This window comes from Acinetobacter sp. WCHA55, assembly GCF_002165305.2.
GTDB lineage: Bacteria > Pseudomonadota > Gammaproteobacteria > Pseudomonadales > Moraxellaceae > Acinetobacter.
The window spans coordinates 844,949-865,681 of record NZ_CP032286.1; the positions used below are offsets into that span (position 1 = coordinate 844,949).

A 20,733-nucleotide genomic window follows, 5' to 3' on the forward strand; every position below is an offset into this window, starting at 1 on the left:
TGCAAATTATTTGAAGAAAAATGCCAGTGGCATAGGGGGGGCGGACTCTTATTTTGAATGCAAAGCACAGGTGAAAATCGTGAGATTGAGCCTGAAAAACGAGCTAAAAATAAGAAGGAATGTCCTATGCGCATCGCTCTTCCATTGAAAGGTAAAGCCAGTCAAATTTTTGCAGGGCCAGCATTTGATGCTGAAAAACAGTCTGCGATTATTCCGATTCGGCATATGAAGTTTGAGTTTGAAGCAGAGAAAATTGACCCTAAATTTTACCTAAATGCGGAGTTGGCGAGTGCTTACTTTGCATCACTCTCGATCTTTTTGACCTATGGTGAAGACTTGGTGATTGATACCGCTCGCTATCACCGGGATTTCCTCACAGACCCCATATTAAAACAACGCGTGACGTCTTTGATTGGTCAGGAGGCACTGCATTCAAAGCTACATGAAGAATTGAACGATACTTTTAAACAGGTAGATTTACCCGTTGGCATTTTCCGCTATTTAGCTGAAATCGTTTTTGATTACGGTTTTAACCGTTTGCCACAACCGATGAAGTTGTCTTTGATGGCGGGCATTGAGCATTTTACAGCAGTGTTGTCTGAATACATGATGAATCATGAAGAGATTTTCTTCGATTCTCAAGATGAAAAACAACGGGCGATTTGGATGTGGCACATGTTAGAGGAATCTGAGCACAAAGACATTGCATATGATGTGTTTCAATCACTTTCTAATAACTATGCCTTACGTATTGCTGGTTTTTTTCCAGCCCTCATCACTATTTTGCTGCTGATTTCAGTGGCGTCAGTTTTTGTCCCGTTTTATCGCAAACCGTCTAATTTGGTGAGTCTCAGTTATTGGAAAGATGTACCGCGGAGTTTCAGTCTCTTGTTTGGGCTGAAAAGAGGTGTTTATGGCAGTAGTTGGATGCATATTTTTGACTATTTACGTCCGAGCTTTCATCCGAATGATTATGACACTTCTGCATTTTTAGATTATTACAAAGAGCGTTTACTACATCCAGAAACAGGAGTGTTAACCCCCTATTTCACCAAAGAATTTACTCCAGTACTGAAATCATAAAAAGGAGATTATGACATGGGACTGTTGAGTAAAAAAAATAAACCAAGTGAAAAGGCATACGCTGTTGTAACGGGTGCAGGCAGTGGAATTGGCCGTAGCTTTGCATTGGAACTGGCAAAGCGCGGTGGTGATGTCATCTGTGCAGATATTGATTTAAGCTCGGCACAGGAGACGGTAGATTTGATTCAGTCAATAACCTCTTCGTCAGCCTATGTGGTGCATTGTGATGTTGGATTAAAAGATTCTGTACACGCTTTGGCGAAGCAAGCAGAACAGCTTTTGGGACATCCTGTCACCTTGCTCATCAATAATGCAGGAGTTGGGCTAGGTGGTAGGTTTGATGAGATATCGTTGGAGGATTGGCAGTGGTGTATGCAAGTCAACCTGTGGGGAGTAATTCATGGTTGCCACTATTTTGTACCCAAATTTAAACAGCAAGGTTTTGGTGCCATTATCAATGTGGCATCGGCTGCGGGATTTACAGCTGCTCCAGAAATGACGGCTTATAACGTTACTAAGTCAAGTGTACTGTCATTGTCTGAAACATTGTCGGCAGAGCTACGTAGTGCCAATATTCGGGTCAATGTGCTTTGTCCAACTTTGGTTCCCACCAATATTATGAAGAATGGGCGTTTACCTCAGCATTATGCGGGTCTGGCGGATGATTTATTGATGAACCATGCGTTTACCACCAGTGATGCTGTAGTCAAGAAAACACTGAATCGTTTAGATGCAGGCAAGCTTTATACCATTCCACAACCTGATGCCAAACTGTTCTGGTGGGTGAAACGTGCATCGCCAAGCTTATACGTCAAGCTTTTAGGTCTCGGTTATCCACTGTTTAATCAAATCACAAAATAAGAATAGAGAAAAATGAATATAGAAATGCAATTAGAGATAGAGCAAGCAGATGTGCAAGTGTCATCTGATCAAATGCAAGATCAAACGACAACGTCAAAAAGTGTGGAAGCTCAACCTAAGCAGGCTCGTAAAAAGGCTGTACTTAACCCTAAAACCGTACATACGTACGATACCATTGTTGTAGGTGCTGGGATTTCGGGGATTGCTGCGGCTTATAAAATGAAACAAGTCGGCTATCAGGATTATCTGGTTTTAGAAAAGGCGGAGAGCGTTGGTGGTACTTGGCGCGATAATAATTACCCCGGCTGTGGTTGTGATGTACCTTCGGCGTTGTATTCATTTTCCTTTGCACCTAGTCATCAATGGAGCCACTTATTTGCGAAACAACCTGAAATTTTAAGTTACTTGGAGCAGGTGGTTGAGCAGTTTGAGCTACAAGACAAAATCCGTTTTCAGCATGAGTTGCTCAGTGCAAAGTGGGATGAAGAGGCGGGCATTTGGCAACTCGAAACCTCTCAGGGGGCATATCAAGCACGAACCGTAATCTTTAGTACAGGGCCGATTACAGAACCATCCTTACCTAACATTAAAGGGATAGCGGGGTTTAAAGGAGAAATGTTCCATTCAGCCCGTTGGAAACATGACTATGACTTAACAGGAAAGCGGGTTGCAGTGATTGGAACAGGCGCATCGGCCATTCAGTTTATTCCGCAAATTCAGCCGTTGGCGAAAGAGCTGATCGTATTTCAGCGTACTGCGCCGTGGGTCTTACCCAAAGCCGATATGCAACTGAATGCAAGCGTGAAATCGTTGGTGGCTAAATTCCCGATGATTCAGCAAGGCTGGAGGAAGAGTGTTTCCAGTATTTTAAATGGGATCAACTTTGGGCTACGTCATCCATCACTGCTTGAGCCAGTCAATTTTTTAAGCCGTCAATTATTGAAATTGCAAATACAGGATGACGACTTACGTAAAGCTGTAACGCCTAACTTTTCGATTGGCTGTAAGCGGCTTTTATTTGCCAATAATTATTATCCAGCACTGCAACAAGACAATGTCACGCTGTTGCCACAAGGTTTGGTCGAGATTGATGGACAGGGTGTTATTGCTGCAAATGGTGAGCGATTTGAAGTCGATGTCATTATCTGGGGAACCGGTTTTGAAGTGGCACACCCTCCAATTGGACAACGCGTATGGAATGCCCAAGGTGAGCGATTGGCCGACCTTTGGAAGGGCAGTTCTCCAGAGGCGTACTTGGGGACAAGTTTGGAAAATGTGCCGAATGCTTTTTTGGTACTGGGGCCAAATATCTTGGTGTATGACTCTTTTATTGGGATTGCCGAAGCGCAGATTCAGTACATTGTAGATGGTCTACTAAAAATGAAGCAGCAAGGCTTTAAACGTATGATGGTGAAACGAGATGTTCTACGTTATCACAATGCCAAGGTGCAAACTCATTTGAAAACCACCGTATTTAACCGAGGTGGCTGCTCAAGCTATTATTTAGACCAAAATGGGCGTAACTTCGCGGCTTGGCCGTGGTCCTTGGCCGAGTTAAAGCAACATTTATCTGCACTTGAGCTAAAAAACTACGATATTGTTAAAGCTTAGAGAAGCTTCATTAACAGTAAAAACGCCTGAATTTGCACAGACTGTGAATATTCAAATGATGTTATTGATACATTGTTGATTTTAAATTACACCATATAAAAAACCACCCATGAGGGTGGTTTTTTGTCTATCAACGCAGACCGAATTAACGGTTGATGTCGCGTTGAACTTCGCCAGTGTAAAGCTGACGAGGACGACCGATCTTGTACGGACCGCTGTGCATTTCTAACCAGTGGCTGATCCAACCAACAGTACGTGCAAGAGCGAAGATCACTGTAAACATTTCTGTCGGGATACCAATCGCTTTAAGGATGATACCTGAGTAGAAGTCTACGTTCGGGTATAAGTTACGTTTGATGAAGTACTCATCAGAAAGCGCGATACGTTCAAGTTCCATAGCAAGCGCAAGCTGTGGATCGTTGATGCCAAGCGCACCAAGAACTTCGTCGCAAGTTTCTTTCATTACTTTCGCACGTGGATCGAAGTTTTTGTACACACGGTGACCGAAGCCCATGAGTTTAACTTCTTTAGTTTTCACTTTTTCCATGAAGTCAGCAACGTTCTCTACAGTGCCGATTTCATCAAGCATCTTAAGAACAGCTTCGTTCGCGCCGCCGTGAGCAGGGCCCCAAAGTGCAGAGATACCTGCAGCGATACATGCGTATGGATTCGCGCCAGTAGAACCCGCTAAACGTACTGTAGACGTAGAAGCATTTTGTTCATGGTCAGCGTGAAGAGTGAAGATACGGTCCATTGCTTTAGCAAGGATAGGATCTACTTTGTAATCACGGTCTGCTGGAGTAGCAAACATCATGTACAAGAAGTTTTCAGCGTAGCTTAAGTCGTTACGTGGGTAAACGAATGGTTGACCTACAGTGTACTTGTAGCTCCACGCAGCCAAAGTAGGGACTTTAGCAATTAAGCGGATCGCTGTAATTTCACGGTGATCAACATTTTCGATGTCTAAGTTGTTGTGATAGAACGCAGAAAGCGCACCAACTACACCAACCATGATTGCCATAGGGTGAGCGTCGCGACGGAAACCATTGAAGAAGCGGCTAACTTGATCGTGAACCATGGTATGGTTACGAACTTTAGCATCAAATACTTCTTTTTGTTCAGCTGTTGGAAGCTCGCCATTGAGAAGCAAGTAGCAAGTTTCTAAGTAGTCAGCTTTAGTTGCTAGCTGGTCGATTGGGTAGCCACGGTGTAAAAGCACACCTTTGTTACCGTCGATGAAAGTGATTTTAGACTCGCATGCAGCAGTAGCCATAAAACCAGGATCAAAAGTGAAGTGACCTGCGGCCAATACATCCTTAACGTCGATTACATCTGGGCCCAATGTGCCGCTGTAAATTGGTAATTCAATTTCTTTGCCATCAAGCTGTAAAACGGCTTTTTTGCCAGTTGCTTCAGACATTCAATAGATCTCCTGTCCTGGTGAATGATTTATCTGACTCGAAATACTCATCTTTTAATGCACGAATCAGACGGATTAAAAATTTGCTCTAAGAGTAGAGAGTGCTGAAATTTTGTCAATTATACTTATGGATAAAATGATGACTTCCGAAGTTATAGTTAAGATTTAATCCATTAAAATTTGCATAAAATCACAGCACCGACACACTATAATAAGTTAATTCAAGGAGCAAGTGCATAAATTAAAAATGTTGCTGGAGCAATTGTAAGCAGTTTTATATTGAAAAAAGCGCTTGAAAAGAAAAAGAATTCAAGTCGTCATATATTTACATTTATTATGATTCTCGTAACTTACGCATCATTTTAAATAGAAAATGATGCTTACGTAGTCATTGTTAAAAACAATAAGTGACTCAAAAAAAATGATTTAATTGTATAAAAAATAGCTTATTTGGTATTTCTAAAATGATATATAAGTCACTTTTTTTATTTATACGGATGTGAAAAAATTGTTTTAATTAAAATTTATTACGAGATATTTCAATCTTATAGGGGATTAATCTGTTGCACCAACATCATGCATATTTATGCCACTATATTAAAATAAAATAATGAACATTTTATATATAAATAAAAAATGATTAAAATAAAGCAGTGAAATTAGCCAGTTTTTAAAACAAGACTTTTTTGTGCATCTTTAGTCTAAAGTCGAATTTTACCGTTTTTGTATAAATTTTAGCGCTTGAATTTGGTGTTTATTTTATAAAAACCAACAATATAGCCGAGATTTGAAGCTAAAGTATTGTCGCACAAGGTATTTAGTTATGTGTTAATGATTCTTATTTAAAGAATTTTTATGCAAAAAGGCCAAGGGCATTGTTTGTATTTTGATAGTTCACGTCTTATAATTCAGTGTCGTTTTAAGTTCAAACGCTATTTAATTTAGAGTTTTAAAGTAGCTGCTGAACAATGCCAGCTTTCCTTCGAATTAATTCCAACAAACTCCGGATGGAGTTTTTACTTACAGGATGCCCGCTGTGAAAAGCAACAGACCTGTCAATTTGTCCATGGGTCAAGTTTTAGAAGTAAACTTAAAATCCCCTGTGGCTATTGCATCAATCTTACACCGTCTATCAGGTGTCATCGTATTTTTACTCGTACCGGTACTTCTATGGATCTTAGACAAATCACTGTCTTCGCCTGAAGGTTTTGCTCAAGTTCAGGCTATTTTTAATAGCTTCATTGTGCGTTTTGTCGTATGGGTATTTGTAGCCGGCTTAATTTTCCACTTTATTGCGGGTGTTAAGCATTTACTTGCGGATCTTGGTTTTGCTGAAGAACTGCAAAGTGGTCGTGTCGCAGCTACTATTTCATTGATCTTGTCTGCAATCGGTATCGTTGCGGCATTTGTATGGATTGTTATCTAATGAAAAGTGCTACTGGTTTAACGGGTTCAGGTTCTCGTGATTGGTTTATCCAACGCGTAAGCGCTGTCGTATTAGCAGTTTATACAGTTGTTGTATTAGGTTGGATCCTATGCAATGGCGGTTTTAGCTACGAACAGTGGTACGGCTTTATGATGACAGCTCCAATGAAGATCTTATCTTTATTAGCAGTCTTATCTCTTGTTGCACATGCATGGATTGGTATGTGGCAGGTATTCACTGACTATGTGACTACTCGTCAAATGGGTCCTTCAGCTTCAGGTTTACGCCTTGTACTGACTTCAGCAGTAATTATTGCTGTATTTGCATATGCGATCTGGGCTATCCAGATTTTTTGGGCGAATTGATAGGAATAGATCATGGGCGCTATAACCCCTAAAGAAGATTACACAAATATTCCACACGAAACTTTCGATGCAGTCATCGTTGGTGGTGGTGGTTCAGGTATGCGCGCGTCTTACCAACTTGCTCAAGCTGGTTTAAAAGTTGCGGTTCTGACTAAAGTATTCCCAACACGTTCACACACTGTTGCAGCGCAGGGTGGTATTGGTGCATCTCTTGGTAACATGCAAGAAGATAACTGGCACTACCACTTCTACGACACTGTTAAAGGTTCTGACTGGTTAGGCGACCAAGACGCGATCGAGTTTATGACGCGTGAAGCGCCTCAAGTTGTATATGAACTTGAACATCTAGGTATGCCATTTGACCGTAACGCAGACGGTACGATTTACCAACGTCCATTCGGTGGTCACTCTGCAAACTACGGTGAAAAAGCAGTTCCACGTGCATGTGCTGCAGCTGACCGTACAGGTCACGCACTTCTACACACGCTTTATCAAAGCAACGTGAAAATGGGTACTCAATTCTTCGTTGAATGGATTGCACTTGATTTAATCCGTAACGAAGCAGGCGATGTACTTGGTGTAACTGCGTATGACCAAGAAACGGGTAAAATTGCAGTATTCCAAGCCAAAGCGACCTTATTTGCTACTGGTGGTGCAGGTCGTGTTTATCGTGCATCAACAAACGCTTATATCAACACTGGTGACGGTCTTGGTATGGCTGCTCGCGCAGGTATTCCATTGCAAGATATGGAATTCTGGCAATTCCACCCTACAGGTGTTGCGGGCGCAGGTGTATTGCTGACTGAAGGTTGTCGTGGTGAAGGTGCAATCCTTCGTAATGATGCAGGCGAGCCATTCATGGAACGCTATGCACCAACTTTAAAAGACTTGGCACCGCGTGACTTCGTATCACGTTCTATGGACCAAGAAATTAAAGAAGGTCGTGGTTGTGGTCCGAAGAAAGACTACATCTTGCTTGATATGACGCACTTGGGTGCTGAAACAATCATGAAACGTCTTCCATCTGTATTTGAGATTGGTAAGAAATTCGCGAACGTTGACATCACGAAAGAGCCAATTCCTGTAGTACCAACAATCCATTATCAAATGGGTGGTATTCCAACGAATATCCACGGTCAAGTGGTTGTGCCTGAAGGTTCTGAAACTCAAGCATTTGCTGCGCATTATGACAAAGATAGCGATATCTATTCGACTAATGCAGGCGATCGTAACTTTACGAAACCTGTTAAAGGCTTCTATGCAATTGGTGAGTGTTCTTGCGTGTCTGTACATGGTGCAAACCGTTTGGGTACGAACTCGCTATTAGACTTGGTTGTATTTGGTAAAGCTGCAGGTGAGCACATCATCGACTACGTGACTAAACATCATGGTGATGAATACCAACCGCTTCCTACGACTGTGCTTGAGCAAACTGTTGCACGTATCCGTAAATTGGATGACTCAACAACTGGTGAGAATGCTCAAGAAGTTGCAGATGCAATCCGCGACATCGTACAAGATCATGCTGGTGTATTCCGTACAACTGCACTTCTTGAAGAAGGCGTGAAGCAAATTCTTGCGATTGAACCGCGTGTACGCAATATTCACTTGAAAGACAAATCTAAAGTCTTTAACACTGCGCGTGTAGAAGCTTTAGAAGTTGAAAACTTGTATGAAGTGGCTAAAGCAACATTGATTTCAGCTGCAGCTCGTAAAGAGTGTCGTGGTGCGCATACGGTTGTAGACTTTGAAGAGTCGCCTGATCACCCAGCTTACCCATATGGTCGTCGTGATGATGAGTGGATGAAGCACACATTATGGTTCTCTAGCGATAATCGTCTTGAGTACAAGCCAGTACGTTATAAGCCTTTGTCTGTTGCTGCAATTCCACCTAAACCACGTACATTCTAATTGGGAGAAGTAAGATGAGTAGAGGTACTCGTACATTTAATATCTACCGCTACGATCCTGATAAGGATGCAGCGCCGTACATGCAAACTTTCAAGTTAGAGTTGACTGATAAGCACCGTATGTTGCTTGATGCACTTCTTGCTTTGAAAGTACAGGATGAATCATTAACATTCCGTCGCTCATGCCGTGAAGGTATTTGTGGGTCGGATGGTGTGAACATTAATGGTAAAAATGGTTTAGCGTGTCTTTGGAATCTAAACGACTTACCAGAAGTGATCACAGTTCGTCCTTTACCTGGTTTGCCAGTGGTTAAAGATTTAGTTGTGGATATGAATCAGTTCTACGATCAGTACAATAAAATTCATCCATTCCTGATCAACAACCAACCTGCACCACCAAAAGAGCGTTTACAGTCTCCTGAAGAGCGTGAACACTTAGATGGTTTATACGAATGTATTCTTTGTGCATGTTGTTCAACTTCATGCCCATCATTCTGGTGGAACCCAGACAAGTTCTTGGGACCTTCTGCATTGTTGAATGCATACCGTTTTATCATCGACTCTCGTGATACAGCGACTCAAGAGCGTTTGGCTCGTCTAGACGACCCATTCTCATTATTCCGTTGTAAAGGCATCATGAACTGTGTATCAGTGTGTCCTAAAGGTTTGAACCCAACTAAAGCAATCGGTCACATCCGTAACATGCTTTTAGATGTAGCGGGTTAATCTGTAGGCTGATTTATCAGTTAGAAAAAGCACACCTTTAGGGTGTGCTTTTTTATTTTATAGCTAAATTTTTGCTGTAAAAAATAAAGTTGAGTGAAAGCGTGAGGTTGGCACTATTTTTGTTTGTGATAGGTGGCTTTTGTGGGAATTGCACCAGATTGGTGAAAAGCGCGACGATTTAAAACAAATGTCATAAATAAGTGCAAGTATGAGTCTGCAAAAAAAGTTATGAAGATGTTAAGATGGATACTGTTGATGGGGAGGGCATATTGAAAGATGATGCTCTCTTTTCGTATGTGTTTTTTGGAGTAGACTTTGGTCTACGTTGAAACTCGGTTTTATTTAAAGCACCATATATTAGATGAAATTTTGATATGTGTATTTCGCCAATTTATGAAAGGTATGTGTCAAAAAAATCAATTGAAATATGGGGAGTATGTTAAAATTTTTACACGTTTATATTTAAAAAATATGCGCTAAATATGTACATTAATTCAACATTTAAGCCGCATTAGAGCGAGTATAAATGAAGAGTTAGTCGCTTTAGAAAAAATAATGCACTGCCTTATTTTTTCTAAGTCGATTTGCAAAAAAATTGCTCGGTTTTGGCCGGGTATGAATGAGTGATGATGCCGCTGAGGGCGTTATGATTCATTGTCACATTGGGTAATTCTAATGTAGTGATAACGCCTCATGGCATCCGCCTTATGGGGACTAATGTCATGTTACCAATTTGACATTACTAATCATGGGTTCGCTTAAAAAGCATCCTGAAATGTTTTTGCAATAGGAAATGGGTCCACAAATGCAAGAAGTTGCTGACGCATTGCGTCTTGACACTGAACTTTCCGCTGATAGTGCAGCGTATATTGAAGAACTTTATGAGCAGTACTTGGCTGCACCAGACTCAGTAGAAGCTGACTGGCGTGCATACTTCGATAAATACCCGAAAGGTGATCAACCACACAGCAATGTACGTGAGCAATTCTTATTACTAGGTCGTAATTCAAGTCGTGTTCAAGCAGTGGTACAAAGTTCTGTTAGTACAGAACATGAGCGTCGTCAAATTGGCGTACTACAACTAATCGCAGCGTACCGTAACCGCGGTCACCAAAAAGCGAAGCTTGATCCTTTAGGTTTGGCAAAACGTGAAATCGTGCCAGATCTTGACCTTGCTGCACATGGCTTAACCCAATCTGATTTAGATACTGTATTCAATACAGGTAATCTTTTGATTGGTAAAGACGAAGCAACTCTAGGTGAAATGGTTCAAGCCATGGAAGCAACGTACTGTGCTTCAATTGGTGCAGAATACATGCACATTGTTGATACCAAAGAAAAACGTTGGATTCAACAACGCCTTGAAGGTGCACGTGGTCAATTTAACTTCACTGCAGAACAGAAAAAACACGTATTAGAGCGTTTAACTGCGGCTGAAGGCCTGGAAAAGTTCCTAGGTAATAAATACGTTGGTGCAAAACGTTTCGGCGTAGAAGGTGGTGAATCTTTCATTCCAATGGTTGATGCTTTGATTCAGCGTGCAGGTTCTGTAGGTTGTAAAGAAGTGGTCATTGGTATGCCACACCGTGGTCGTTTGAACCTTCTTGTAAACATCATGGGTAAAAACCCTGCTGACCTCTTTGGTGAGTTCGAAGGTAAGAGCTTACATAAAAAGGGTTCTGGTGATGTTAAATACCACCAAGGTTTCTCTTCAAATGTTATGACTCCAGGTGGCGAAGTTCACTTGGCATTGGCATTTAACCCATCGCACTTAGAAATCGTTGGACCAGTAGTAGAAGGTTCTGTGCGTGCACGTCAAGTACGTCGTAAAGACATTGGTGGCGATGACGTATTGCCAGTAATTGTTCACGGTGATGCTGCATTTGCAGGTCAAGGTGTGAACCAAGAAACCTTCCAAATGTCACAAACACGTGGCTATACAGTGGGTGGTACAGTTCACATTGTGGTGAATAACCAAGTTGGTTTCACAACATCTGATCCACGTGATGCGCGTTCTACAGAATACTGTACGGACATCGCGAAAATGATCCAAGCACCGATTTTCCATGTGAACGGTGATGATCCTGAATCAGTATTGTTTGTTGCGCAATTGGCACATGACTTCCGTCATACTTTCCGTAAAGACGTTGTTATTGACATGTTCTGTTACCGCCGCCGTGGTCACAACGAAGCGGACGAGCCAGCTGCAACTCAGCCAATGATGTATCAAGTCATCAACAAGAAAACGACAACGCGTGCGCTATATGCAGACCAATTGGTTCAAGAAAGCGTATTAGACCGTGCTAAAGCGGATCAAATGGTTGAAGACTACCGTTCAGATCTAGAAGCAGGTAAGCACGTTGCCAATGCATTGGTTCTTGAACCAAATACAAAAATGTTTGTAGATTGGGCACCATACTTAGGGCATGACTATACAGACGTATGGGATACCACATGTTCTGAAGATCGCTTAAAAGAACTTGGCCGCAAAATGCGTGAGCTTCCTGAAGGCTTCGTAATGCAGCGTCAGGTTGCAAAAGTGATTGATGATCGCTTAAAAATGCAAACTGGTGAAATGCCATTGAACTGGGGTGCTGCGGAAACTTTGGCTTATGCATCTATTTTAGATGATGGCTATTTGGTTCGTTTGACTGGTGAAGACGTAGGTCGTGGTACTTTCTCACACCGTCATGCAAAACTGCATAACCAAGTTGATGGTTCGACTTATATTCCGCTTTGCCATATCAAAGAAAACCAACCACGTACAGCGATTTATGACTCATTATTGTCTGAAATGGCGGTGTTAGGTTTTGAGTATGGTTATGCAACCACGCTTCCTAAGAGCTTGGTGATTTGGGAAGCGCAATTTGGTGACTTCGCAAACTGTGCACAGGTTGTAATCGATCAGTTTATCGCTTCAGGTGAAACGAAGTGGGAACGTGTTTGTGGTTTAACTTTACTTCTTCCACATGGTTTTGAAGGTCAAGGTCCAGAGCACTCATCTGCACGTTTAGAACGTTTCTTACAGCTATGTGCTGAAGACAACATGCAAGTGATGACACCGACTACACCTGCACAGATTTTCCATGCTTTACGTCGTCAAGCGATTCGCCCAATTCGTAAGCCAATGATCATCATGTCGCCGAAATCTTTGCTTCGTCACAAACTTGCGACTTCAACTTTAAATGAACTTGCAACTGGTACATTCCAAACTGTGATTGATGAGATCGATAACATCAACAAAGCAGACGTAACCCGTTTGGTACTTTGTGGTGGTAAGGTTTACTACGACTTGCTTGAGAAACGTCGTGAGCAAGAGTTGAATAACACTGCAATCGTTCGTATTGAACAATTGTATCCATACCCTGAACAACGTATTGCTGAAGTTCTTGCTCAATATCCAAACGTAAAAGACATCGTTTGGACGCAAGAAGAGCCGAAGAACCAAGGCGCTTGGTTATTTATTGCTCCTCGTCTATATGATGATGTAATGAAGTCAGCTAATCCAGTACGTATCAGTTATGCAGGTCGTGAAGCTTCTGCTGCACCGGCTTGTGGTTCACCATATTTGCATGCAAAACAACAAGCTCAGCTCGTAAATGACGCTTTAGCGATCGTAGCTGAATAACAGGAGATTCTTAGTAATGGCAACCGAAATTAAAGCACCGGTATTCCCTGAGTCAGTTGCGGATGGAACAATCGCAACTTGGCACAAACAACCAGGTGAAGCAGTATCACGTGATGAAGTGATCTGTGATATTGAAACAGATAAAGTTGTTTTAGAAGTTGTTGCTCCTGCTGACGGTACAATTGCATCGATCATTAAAGGTGAAGGTGACACTGTTCTTTCAAATGAAGTGATTGCACAGTTTGAAGAAGGTGCTGTATCTGGCGCTGCACAAACTGAAGCAGTGCAGTCTGAAGCGAAAGTAGAACAAGCGGTTACTCATACTGAAGCGGGTGCTGCACCAGTCGTTGAACGTGCTCAAGTTGCTGATCAAGCGCCTGCTGTACGTAAAGCATTGACTGAGTCTGGCATTCCAGCTGCAGATGTTGCGGGTACAGGCCGTGGTGGTCGTATCACTAAAGAAGATGTTGCAAATCACCAAACTAAACCAGCAGCTCCTGCTGCAGCACCATTAAGTGTTGCTGTGGGTGAGCGTGTTGAGAAGCGTGTTCCAATGACCCGTCTTCGTAAGCGTGTTGCTGAGCGTCTACTTGCTGCAACTCAAGAAACAGCAATGTTGACAACGTTTAACGAAGTGAACATGAAGCCAATCATGGAAATGCGTGCACAATACAAAGACGCATTTGAGAAGCGTCACGGTGCGCGTCTTGGCTTTATGTCTTTCTTTGTTAAAGCGGCAACTGAAGCGCTTAAACGCTACCCAGCAGTTAATGCTTCAATTGACGGTGATGATATTGTTTACCACGGCTACTATGACATCGGTGTAGCGGTATCTTCTGAGCGTGGTCTAGTGGTACCTGTGCTTCGTGATACAGATCGCATGAACTATGCTGAAGTTGAAAATGGTATCCGTGACTTTGCTTATAAAGCACGTGATGGCAAATTGGGCATCGAAGACATGACTGGTGGTACGTTCACAATCACCAACGGTGGTACCTTCGGTTCATTGTTATCGACTCCGATTTTGAATACACCACAAACTGCGATTTTGGGTATGCATAAAATCCAAGAGCGTCCAATGGCTGTAAACGGTCAAGTAGAAATCTTACCGATGATGTATTTAGCGCTTTCTTATGACCATCGTTTAATCGATGGTAAAGAAGCGGTTGGTTTCTTGGTAACAATCAAAGAATTGTTAGAAGAACCAGCTAAATTAATCCTTGACCTTTAATTCTAAAGAATAAAACATGGGCTTAGAGCAATCCTCTAAGCCCATTTTTGGAGATAAAAATGTCTCAACAATTTGATCTTGTTGTAATTGGCGGTGGCCCAGGCGGCTATGAAGCAGCAATTCGTGCAGCACAGCTTGGTTTTAAAGTTGCTTGTATTGAAAAACGTATTCACAAAGGCAAGCCATCTTTAGGTGGTACTTGCTTAAACGTGGGTTGTATTCCTTCTAAAGCTTTACTTGATTCTTCTCACCGCTATGAAGATACAGTTCATCATTTAGATGATCACGGTATTACAACAGGTGATGTGAAGTTTGACTTGGCTAAAATGCTGGATCGTAAGGATAAAATCGTCAACCAATTAACCATGGGTGTCGATGGCCTTCTTAAAGGTAATGGTATCGAATGGTTAAAAGGTACGGGTAAATTACTTGCAGGCAAAAAAGTTGAATTTGTATCTCACGAAGGTGAAACTCAAATTTTAGAACCAAAATATGTGATTCTTGCATCTGGTTCTGTTCCTGTAAATATTCCTGTAGCTCCTGTTGATCAAGACATTATTGTTGACTCTACTGGTGCACTTGAGTTCCAAGAAGTACCTAAGCGTTTAGGTGTCATTGGTGCGGGCGTAATTGGTCTAGAGCTTGGTTCAGTATGGCGTCGTCTAGGTGCAGAAGTTGTTGTGTTTGAAGCAATGGACGCATTCTTACCAATGGCTGATAAAGCGTTGGCGAAAGACTACCAAAAACTGTTGACGAAACAGGGTCTTGATATCCGTGTTGGGGCTAAAGTTGCTGGCACAGAAGTTAATGGTTCTGAAGTCACTGTTAAATATACACAAGGTGGCGAAGAAAAAACTCAAGCGTTTGATAAATTGATCGTTTGTGTAGGCCGTCGTGCGTATGCTGAAGGTTTATTGGCTGATGATTCAGGTATCAAACTCACTGAGCGCGGTTTAGTGGAAGTGAACGATTGGTGTGCAACTTCTGTAGACGGTGTATATGCAATTGGTGACTTAGTCCGTGGTCCTATGCTTGCGCATAAAGCAATGGAAGAAGGCGTAATGGCTGTTGAACGTATTCACGGTCATGCTGCACAAGTTAACTATGACACCATCATTTCTGTAATCTATACACACCCAGAAGCGGCGTGGGTAGGTTTAACAGAAGAGCAAGCGAAAGAAAAAGGCCATGAAGTGAAAACAGGTCAATTCGGTTTTGCTGCAAATGGTCGTGCATTGGCTGCTGGTGAAAATGCAGGTTTTGTCAAGTTTGTTGCGGATGCAAAAACCGATCGCTTGCTGGGTATGCACGTGATTGGACCTGCTGCGTCTGACATTGTTCATCAAGGTATGATTGCGCTTGAGTTTGTATCTTCTGTTGAAGATCTACAGTTGATGACATTCGGTCACCCAACATTCTCAGAAGTGGTTCATGAAGCTGCGCTTGCAGTAGATGGTCGAGCGATTCACGCAATTCAGCGTAAACGCAAATAAGACAACGAAAAGAGCGACTACGGTCGCTCTTTTTTGTTTCAGGTGTTGTCTTCTCATGAAGAATCATCTAAAAATAAAGACAAGAAGTTTTAGAAATCCAAAATGTTCACTGTGATAGTAAACAGCTTCGGTGCAACAAAAAGTAAATAAGCAGTAATAAAAAGGTTAGTCGATGAATTTACATGAATATCAAGCTAAAGCGCTATTAAAAAAATATGGTATGCCTGTCCAAGAAGGCGTACTTGCCACCACCCCAGAAGAAGCAGTAAAAGCCTTTGAACAAATAGGCGGAAAATTTGCTGTAATGAAAGCCCAGGTACATGCGGGTGGTCGTGGTAAGGCGGGTGGCGTAAAAGTTGTAAAGTCAGCAACAGAAGCTGCTGAATATGCAAAAAGCATCATTGGGACCAATCTTGTTACCTACCAAACCGATAGCCATGGACAACCAGTCAACAGCGTACTTGTTGCGGAAGATGTTTATCCTGTAAAGCGCGAACTATATTTAGGTGCAGTGGTTGACCGTTCAAGCCGTCGTGTGACCTTTATGGCTTCAACCGAAGGTGGTGTTGAAATTGAAAAAGTTGCTGAAGAAACTCCTGAAAAAATTATCAAAGTTGAAGTTGATCCTCTGGTCGGTTTATTGCCATTTCAAGCACGTGAAGTTGCATTTAAGTTGAACCTTAAAGATGGTCAAGTGAATCAATTTGTGAAAGTGATGTCTGCTGCATATCAAGCATTCATTGAAAATGACTTTGCTTTATTTGAGATTAACCCACTATCTGTGCGTGAAAATGGTGACATTCTATGTGTCGATGCCAAAGTAGGGATCGACTCCAACGCACTTTATCGTTTGCCTGAAATTGCTGCGCTACGTGATAAGTCGCAAGAAAATGAACGTGAGTTGAAAGCGTCTGAATTTGATCTGAACTATGTTGCGCTTGAAGGTAATATCGGTTGTATGGTTAATGGTGCAGGGCTTGCAATGGCGACCATGGATATTATTAAACTTTATGGTGGTCAACCTGCAAACTTCCTTGACGTGGGTGGTGGTGCAACCAAAGATCGTGTAATTGAAGCGTTTAAAATTATTCTGGCAGATACCTCTGTACAAGGGGTATTGATTAATATCTTCGGTGGAATTGTACGTTGTGACATGATTGCTGAAGCAATTATTGCAGCGGTTCAAGAAGTAAATGTAACTGTGCCTGTGGTTGTTCGTTTAGAAGGGAACAATGCTGAATTGGGTGCCAAATTACTTGATGAATCAGGTTTAAAACTTATTTCTGCAAATGGCTTGTCTGATGCCGCAGAAAAAATTGTTGCTGCAGTAAAAGCGTAAGGAGTATCAATATGAGCGTATTAATTAATAAAGACACCAAAGTATTGGTACAAGGTTTTACAGGCAAAAATGGTACATTCCACTCAGCACAAGCGCTAGATTACGGAACCAAAGTCGTTGGTGGGGTAACGCCTGGTAAAGGTGGCACAACGCACCTTGATTTACCTGTATTTAATACCATGAAAGATGCAGTTGCAGGTACAGGTGCAGATGCGACCGTGATTTATGTACCAGCTCCGTTTGTATTAGATTCAATTATTGAAGCTGTTGACTCAGGTGTTGGACTGATTGTGGTCATCACAGAAGGTGTGCCAACTTTAGATATGCTCAAAGCTAAGCGTTATCTTGAAACCAATGGTAATGGTACGCGTTTGATTGGTCCAAACTGTCCGGGTATTATTACTCCGGGTGAATGTAAGATTGGGATTATGCCAGGCCATATTCACCAACCAGGTAAAATTGGTATTATCTCGCGTTCAGGCACGTTGACTTATGAGGCGGTTGCTCAAACGACGAAACTGGGCTTAGGACAATCCACCTGTATTGGTATTGGTGGAGATCCAATCCCAGGCATGAACCAAATTGATTGTTTGAAGCTATTTCAAGAAGATCCGCAAACTGAAGCGATTATCATGATTGGTGAGATTGGTGGTACGGCCGAAGAAGAAGCAGCTGAATATATTCAGTCTCATGTGACTAAACCAGTTGTGGGTTATATTGCAGGTGTAACAGCACCGAAAGGCAAGCGTATGGGGCATGCGGGAGCAATTATTTCAGGTGGTAAAGGGACTGCGGAAGAAAAGTTTGCTGCATTTGAAAAGGCTGGGATGGCGTATACACGTAGCCCAGCAGAACTCGGTTCAACGATGTTCCAACTTCTAAAGGATAAAGGTTTAGTTTAAGCCTTTACATTTTAAAAATAAAAGCCGTAGGTCTTAATTGTACATGCGGCTTTTTTTATGGAAAGCATATTGGTTTGCCCTAATACATTTCTCTGTATAAAAGTAATATGAGGGTTAGAGTGCATAATTTAATATTGAACCGCATTGAAAAAGCTATATTGGACAAAAGATAAAACGGTTAAATTAGAGCAAGATTTGCTCTGTGCCGATAAATATTTAGTGAGCACTGTTTCTATAGGGGAGTATGCTATATTCATAATTAAAATAATTCTTTTGAAGACATAGTATTACAGATGTTAAAGCCGATTCATTTATTGTTTTGTCGCTGCTTATTCTTGTTTGGGCTAGCGCTAAATAGTGCTTTTGCTGAAAATGAAGACGTCTACTTGGCTGAGTCTTTGAGTGATGATATTTTCCATTATTATCAGCGTTTGGCTGAACAACATGATGAAGAGGAAAACGATTATACATTGATCAATAATGATTTTTATGAGAATGAGTATATTCGCGTATTTAACTACACGGCTTACAATTCGGATAGTTTGAGTCATAAATTAGGGACAGGGGAGTTTCACAGTTCTGACTTGGATATGCTTAGTGTTTCTTTTGGATATGGTATTGAAATTAAAGTTAATAAACAAAATAAAGTTGGATATGAGTACCTTTCAAATTTTCCTTATGATCGTGGTCAATTGATTCGTTTTTTTTGGATTCATTTGCACTAAATAGCTTAATTCTATTTATTAATTAAAAGGTTTTTCCATTACTATTTTGAATTTTTACACTCAATTGTCGCGGCTAGGATGTTTACATTGTTTATTTATATTTTCTGATGGTCGGTGAATCGATTACCAAGCTAAAATAACTTAAGTTTTTATAATATCTGATAGGCTTACTGTACTGAGTGAATTCTTAGCTCTATCATTTTAACAGCTTAAATGTGTATTTTATTTAAAGTTAAATCTTAAAGTAGATGATAAAAAACGCGACAGATCGTCGCGTTTTTTATCATAAGTATCAGTACTATTGAGCTTTGCTTTGCGGTTTTAAGCTTTGGGTTAAACCATTGATGTCACCACCTTGGATCCCGAGTTCATTCATCAAGCTATCAATTAATGGTGCTTGGGTACGATAGCGTAACGCACTATTCACCACTTGATCAGACAAAGCAACTTGTGAAGATTCCATACCATCACCTCCAGTTGTAGCTGAGCCGACACTACCTAAACCATTGACCTGTAGAATTTTGATGTCATCAATGTTTTCCATCGGTTTAACACTTTCACGAATGATTTCAGGTAAGTATTTTAACAATGCTAGGCGAATTTGCATTTCGACTTGCTCTGGAGATAAGACATTGTTGGCTTCATTCACAGCACGTGTACCATCTGCGTCGACTTGGTATTGTTTTTCCATTGCTTGAGCCAACAGTATTTTGGCATCCGCTTCACCTTTGGCTTTTAAGCGAGCTTGTTCAGCTTGAGCTTCTGCTGCAATACGAACTGCTTCGGCATCATCGGCAGCGGCTTGTTTACCTGCTTCAGCTGCAACCGTAATGGCAATTGCATCTTTCTCAGCAGCTTGTTTTGCCGCGACCAATTCAACAGCTTTTTGACGCTCAGCACGCTGAGTTTCACGGACTGTAATCACTTCTTCTTCAGCTTTAACCGCTTCAGCACGAGCACGGTCAGCAGAGGCTTTGGCTTCAGACTCTTCACGCGACTTTTCAGCAATCGCAATGGCACGTGACTGTTCCGCCAGTTCGATGGTTTTCTTTTGCTCAACCTGCGCTTGTTCAATAATTTGTGATTTTTGAATATTTTGGCTTTCCACATCACGTGCTGCACCAATACGTTTTAATTCGACTTCACGATCAGCTGCAATACGTGCTTCTTCTGCTTCACGTTTTTTCTCAGCTTCTTGAGAGGCAATTTCAGCCAATTGTTCTGCACGGCGAATTGCAATCTCACGCTCTTGTTGTAGTTTGGCGTATTCTTCTTCACGAATGATTTGTAGGCGAGCCTGTTCTGCTTCTAAGTTTTTGGTCTTAATAGCTAGGTCAGCGTCTTGCTCGATGTGATTACGTTTACGACGACGGTCTTCAATTGTTTCTGTCAGCTTGGTTAAACCTTCAGCATCGAATGCGTTTTGAGGGTTAAAGTATTTAAAACCTGTTTGGTCTAAACCTGTTAATGACACAGTTTCAAGCTCTAGACCATTTTTATGTAAGTCTTCGGACACCACTTGTTGTACTTTTTGTACGAAGTCCACGCGCTTTTCATGCAACTCTTCCATTGCCATTTCAGCAGCGACTGCACGTAAGGAATCGACAAATTTCCCTTCTACAAGGTTCTTCAACTCATTTGGAGACATGGTTTTTTGTCCCAAAGTCTGTGCGGCAACTGCAATTGATTCTGCTAGTGGCTTCACACGGACATAGAACTCGGCCATGACATCGACGCGCATACGGTCGCGGGTAATGAGCGCTTGATCATCAGCACGGCGGACCTCTAAACGTAGTGTGTTCATGTTGACAGGAATAATTTCATGTAACACAGGCAGTACAATTGCACCGCCACCTAAAATAACTTTTTCGCCGCCAAAACCAGTACGTACGAAAGAGATTTCTTTGCTAGAGCGACGGTACAGACGGGCAATAATAATGCCGATAATAACCAGAGCTGCAAAGATAATCCCTGCAAGAATAAGAATGTTATAGAAATTGTTGCTAAGCATAA

Annotated in this window: 15 protein-coding genes; 13 read left to right on the top strand and 2 right to left on the bottom strand. The window is 41.7% G+C overall.

Annotation, left to right across the window (positions count from 1 at the left end):
- The first annotated feature begins 126 nt into the window (after nt 1–126).
- The 3 genes from CDG62_RS06890 to CDG62_RS06900 are packed head-to-tail and all read left to right on the top strand — an operon-like array spanning nt 127 to nt 3,555.
- On the top strand, nt 127–1,083 hold the full coding sequence (locus CDG62_RS06890; RefSeq protein WP_087526405.1) for a metal-dependent hydrolase: 957 nt from the start codon (nt 127–129) through the stop codon (nt 1,081–1,083).
- 15 nt (nt 1,084–1,098) lie between these two features.
- Nucleotides 1,099–1,944 (top strand): SDR family NAD(P)-dependent oxidoreductase, encoded by an 846-nt coding sequence (locus CDG62_RS06895; RefSeq protein ID WP_087526340.1) that lies wholly within the window; start codon nt 1,099–1,101, stop codon nt 1,942–1,944.
- A gap of 18 nt (nt 1,945–1,962) precedes the next feature.
- The gene (locus CDG62_RS06900; RefSeq protein WP_087526404.1) at nt 1,963–3,555 is read left to right on the top strand and encodes a flavin-containing monooxygenase; all 1,593 of its coding nucleotides are present in this window, start codon (nt 1,963–1,965) and stop codon (nt 3,553–3,555) included.
- 145 nt (nt 3,556–3,700) lie between these two features.
- On the opposite strand, the gene gltA is transcribed toward CDG62_RS06900, so the two are convergent.
- Entirely contained in the window at nt 3,701–4,975 is a 1,275-nt protein-coding gene (gene gltA / locus CDG62_RS06905; RefSeq protein ID WP_004695551.1) for a citrate synthase, read from the bottom strand.
- Between the two features lie 1,027 nt (nt 4,976–6,002).
- Between gltA and sdhC the strand changes: the two genes are divergently transcribed.
- The 10 genes from sdhC to CDG62_RS06955 all read left to right on the top strand — a co-directional run bounded on the left by sdhC (nt 6,003) and on the right by CDG62_RS06955 (nt 18,720).
- A complete protein-coding gene (gene sdhC / locus CDG62_RS06910; RefSeq protein WP_087526339.1) occupies nt 6,003–6,401 on the top strand; it encodes a succinate dehydrogenase, cytochrome b556 subunit in 399 nt (132 codons plus the stop codon).
- The gene (gene sdhD, locus CDG62_RS06915) at nt 6,401–6,766 is read left to right on the top strand and encodes a succinate dehydrogenase, hydrophobic membrane anchor protein (RefSeq protein ID WP_004695554.1); all 366 of its coding nucleotides are present in this window, start codon (nt 6,401–6,403) and stop codon (nt 6,764–6,766) included. Before sdhC ends, sdhD begins: the two co-directional genes overlap by 1 nt.
- A 12-nt stretch (nt 6,767–6,778) precedes the next feature.
- Complete coding sequence (locus CDG62_RS06920) at nt 6,779–8,677, top strand: FAD-binding protein (protein ID WP_087526338.1); 1,899 nt, start codon at nt 6,779–6,781, stop codon at nt 8,675–8,677.
- Nucleotides 8,678–8,691: 14 nt separating this feature from the next.
- Entirely contained in the window at nt 8,692–9,402 is a 711-nt protein-coding gene (locus tag CDG62_RS06925) for a succinate dehydrogenase iron-sulfur subunit (protein WP_005400410.1), read from the top strand.
- Between the two features lie 805 nt (nt 9,403–10,207).
- Nucleotides 10,208–13,030 carry a 2-oxoglutarate dehydrogenase E1 component gene (locus CDG62_RS06930; RefSeq protein ID WP_087526403.1) on the top strand — a complete coding sequence of 941 codons (2,823 nt, stop codon included), beginning with the start codon at nt 10,208–10,210 and terminating at the stop codon, nt 13,028–13,030.
- A 16-nt stretch (nt 13,031–13,046) separates the two neighbouring features.
- Nucleotides 13,047–14,261 (top strand): 2-oxoglutarate dehydrogenase complex dihydrolipoyllysine-residue succinyltransferase, encoded by a 1,215-nt coding sequence (gene odhB / locus CDG62_RS06935; protein ID WP_087526337.1) that lies wholly within the window; start codon nt 13,047–13,049, stop codon nt 14,259–14,261.
- A 59-nt stretch (nt 14,262–14,320) separates the two neighbouring features.
- Complete coding sequence (gene lpdA / locus CDG62_RS06940) at nt 14,321–15,754, top strand: dihydrolipoyl dehydrogenase (RefSeq protein ID WP_087526336.1); 1,434 nt, start codon at nt 14,321–14,323, stop codon at nt 15,752–15,754.
- 172 nt (nt 15,755–15,926) lie between these two features.
- Entirely contained in the window at nt 15,927–17,093 is a 1,167-nt protein-coding gene (gene sucC / locus CDG62_RS06945) for an ADP-forming succinate--CoA ligase subunit beta (protein WP_087526335.1), read from the top strand.
- Nucleotides 17,094–17,104: 11 nt separating this feature from the next.
- Entirely contained in the window at nt 17,105–17,995 is an 891-nt protein-coding gene (sucD, locus tag CDG62_RS06950) for a succinate--CoA ligase subunit alpha (protein ID WP_004982733.1), read from the top strand.
- A gap of 293 nt (nt 17,996–18,288) precedes the next feature.
- The gene (locus CDG62_RS06955; RefSeq protein WP_087526334.1) at nt 18,289–18,720 is read left to right on the top strand and encodes a hypothetical protein; all 432 of its coding nucleotides are present in this window, start codon (nt 18,289–18,291) and stop codon (nt 18,718–18,720) included.
- A 298-nt stretch (nt 18,721–19,018) separates the two neighbouring features.
- Here CDG62_RS06955 and CDG62_RS06960 read toward each other — a convergent pair whose 3' ends face one another.
- Nucleotides 19,019–20,731, bottom strand: coding sequence for a flotillin family protein (locus tag CDG62_RS06960; RefSeq protein WP_087526333.1), 1,713 nt, complete (start codon nt 20,729–20,731; stop codon nt 19,019–19,021).
- Nucleotides 20,732–20,733 lie beyond the last annotated feature (2 nt).

Bases quoted from the DNA above. Each gene is read 5' to 3' on its own strand.
- CDG62_RS06930 (WP_087526403.1), top strand. From the start codon at position 10,208: ATGCAAGAAGTTGCTGACGCATTGCGTCTTGACACTGAACTTTCCGCT.
- lpdA (WP_087526336.1), top strand. From the start codon at position 14,321: ATGTCTCAACAATTTGATCTTGTTGTAATTGGCGGTGGCCCAGGCGGC.
- gltA (WP_004695551.1), bottom strand. From the start codon at position 4,975: ATGTCTGAAGCAACTGGCAAAAAAGCCGTTTTACAGCTTGATGGCAAA.
- CDG62_RS06890 (WP_087526405.1), top strand. From the start codon at position 127: ATGCGCATCGCTCTTCCATTGAAAGGTAAAGCCAGTCAAATTTTTGCA.
- sdhC (WP_087526339.1), top strand. From the start codon at position 6,003: ATGCCCGCTGTGAAAAGCAACAGACCTGTCAATTTGTCCATGGGTCAA.
- sdhD (WP_004695554.1), top strand. From the start codon at position 6,401: ATGAAAAGTGCTACTGGTTTAACGGGTTCAGGTTCTCGTGATTGGTTT.
- CDG62_RS06960 (WP_087526333.1), bottom strand. From the start codon at position 20,731: ATGCTTAGCAACAATTTCTATAACATTCTTATTCTTGCAGGGATTATC.
- CDG62_RS06955 (WP_087526334.1), top strand. From the start codon at position 18,289: ATGTTAAAGCCGATTCATTTATTGTTTTGTCGCTGCTTATTCTTGTTT.
- CDG62_RS06895 (WP_087526340.1), top strand. From the start codon at position 1,099: ATGGGACTGTTGAGTAAAAAAAATAAACCAAGTGAAAAGGCATACGCT.
- sucD (WP_004982733.1), top strand. From the start codon at position 17,105: ATGAGCGTATTAATTAATAAAGACACCAAAGTATTGGTACAAGGTTTT.
- CDG62_RS06925 (WP_005400410.1), top strand. From the start codon at position 8,692: ATGAGTAGAGGTACTCGTACATTTAATATCTACCGCTACGATCCTGAT.
- sucC (WP_087526335.1), top strand. From the start codon at position 15,927: ATGAATTTACATGAATATCAAGCTAAAGCGCTATTAAAAAAATATGGT.
- odhB (WP_087526337.1), top strand. From the start codon at position 13,047: ATGGCAACCGAAATTAAAGCACCGGTATTCCCTGAGTCAGTTGCGGAT.
- CDG62_RS06920 (WP_087526338.1), top strand. From the start codon at position 6,779: ATGGGCGCTATAACCCCTAAAGAAGATTACACAAATATTCCACACGAA.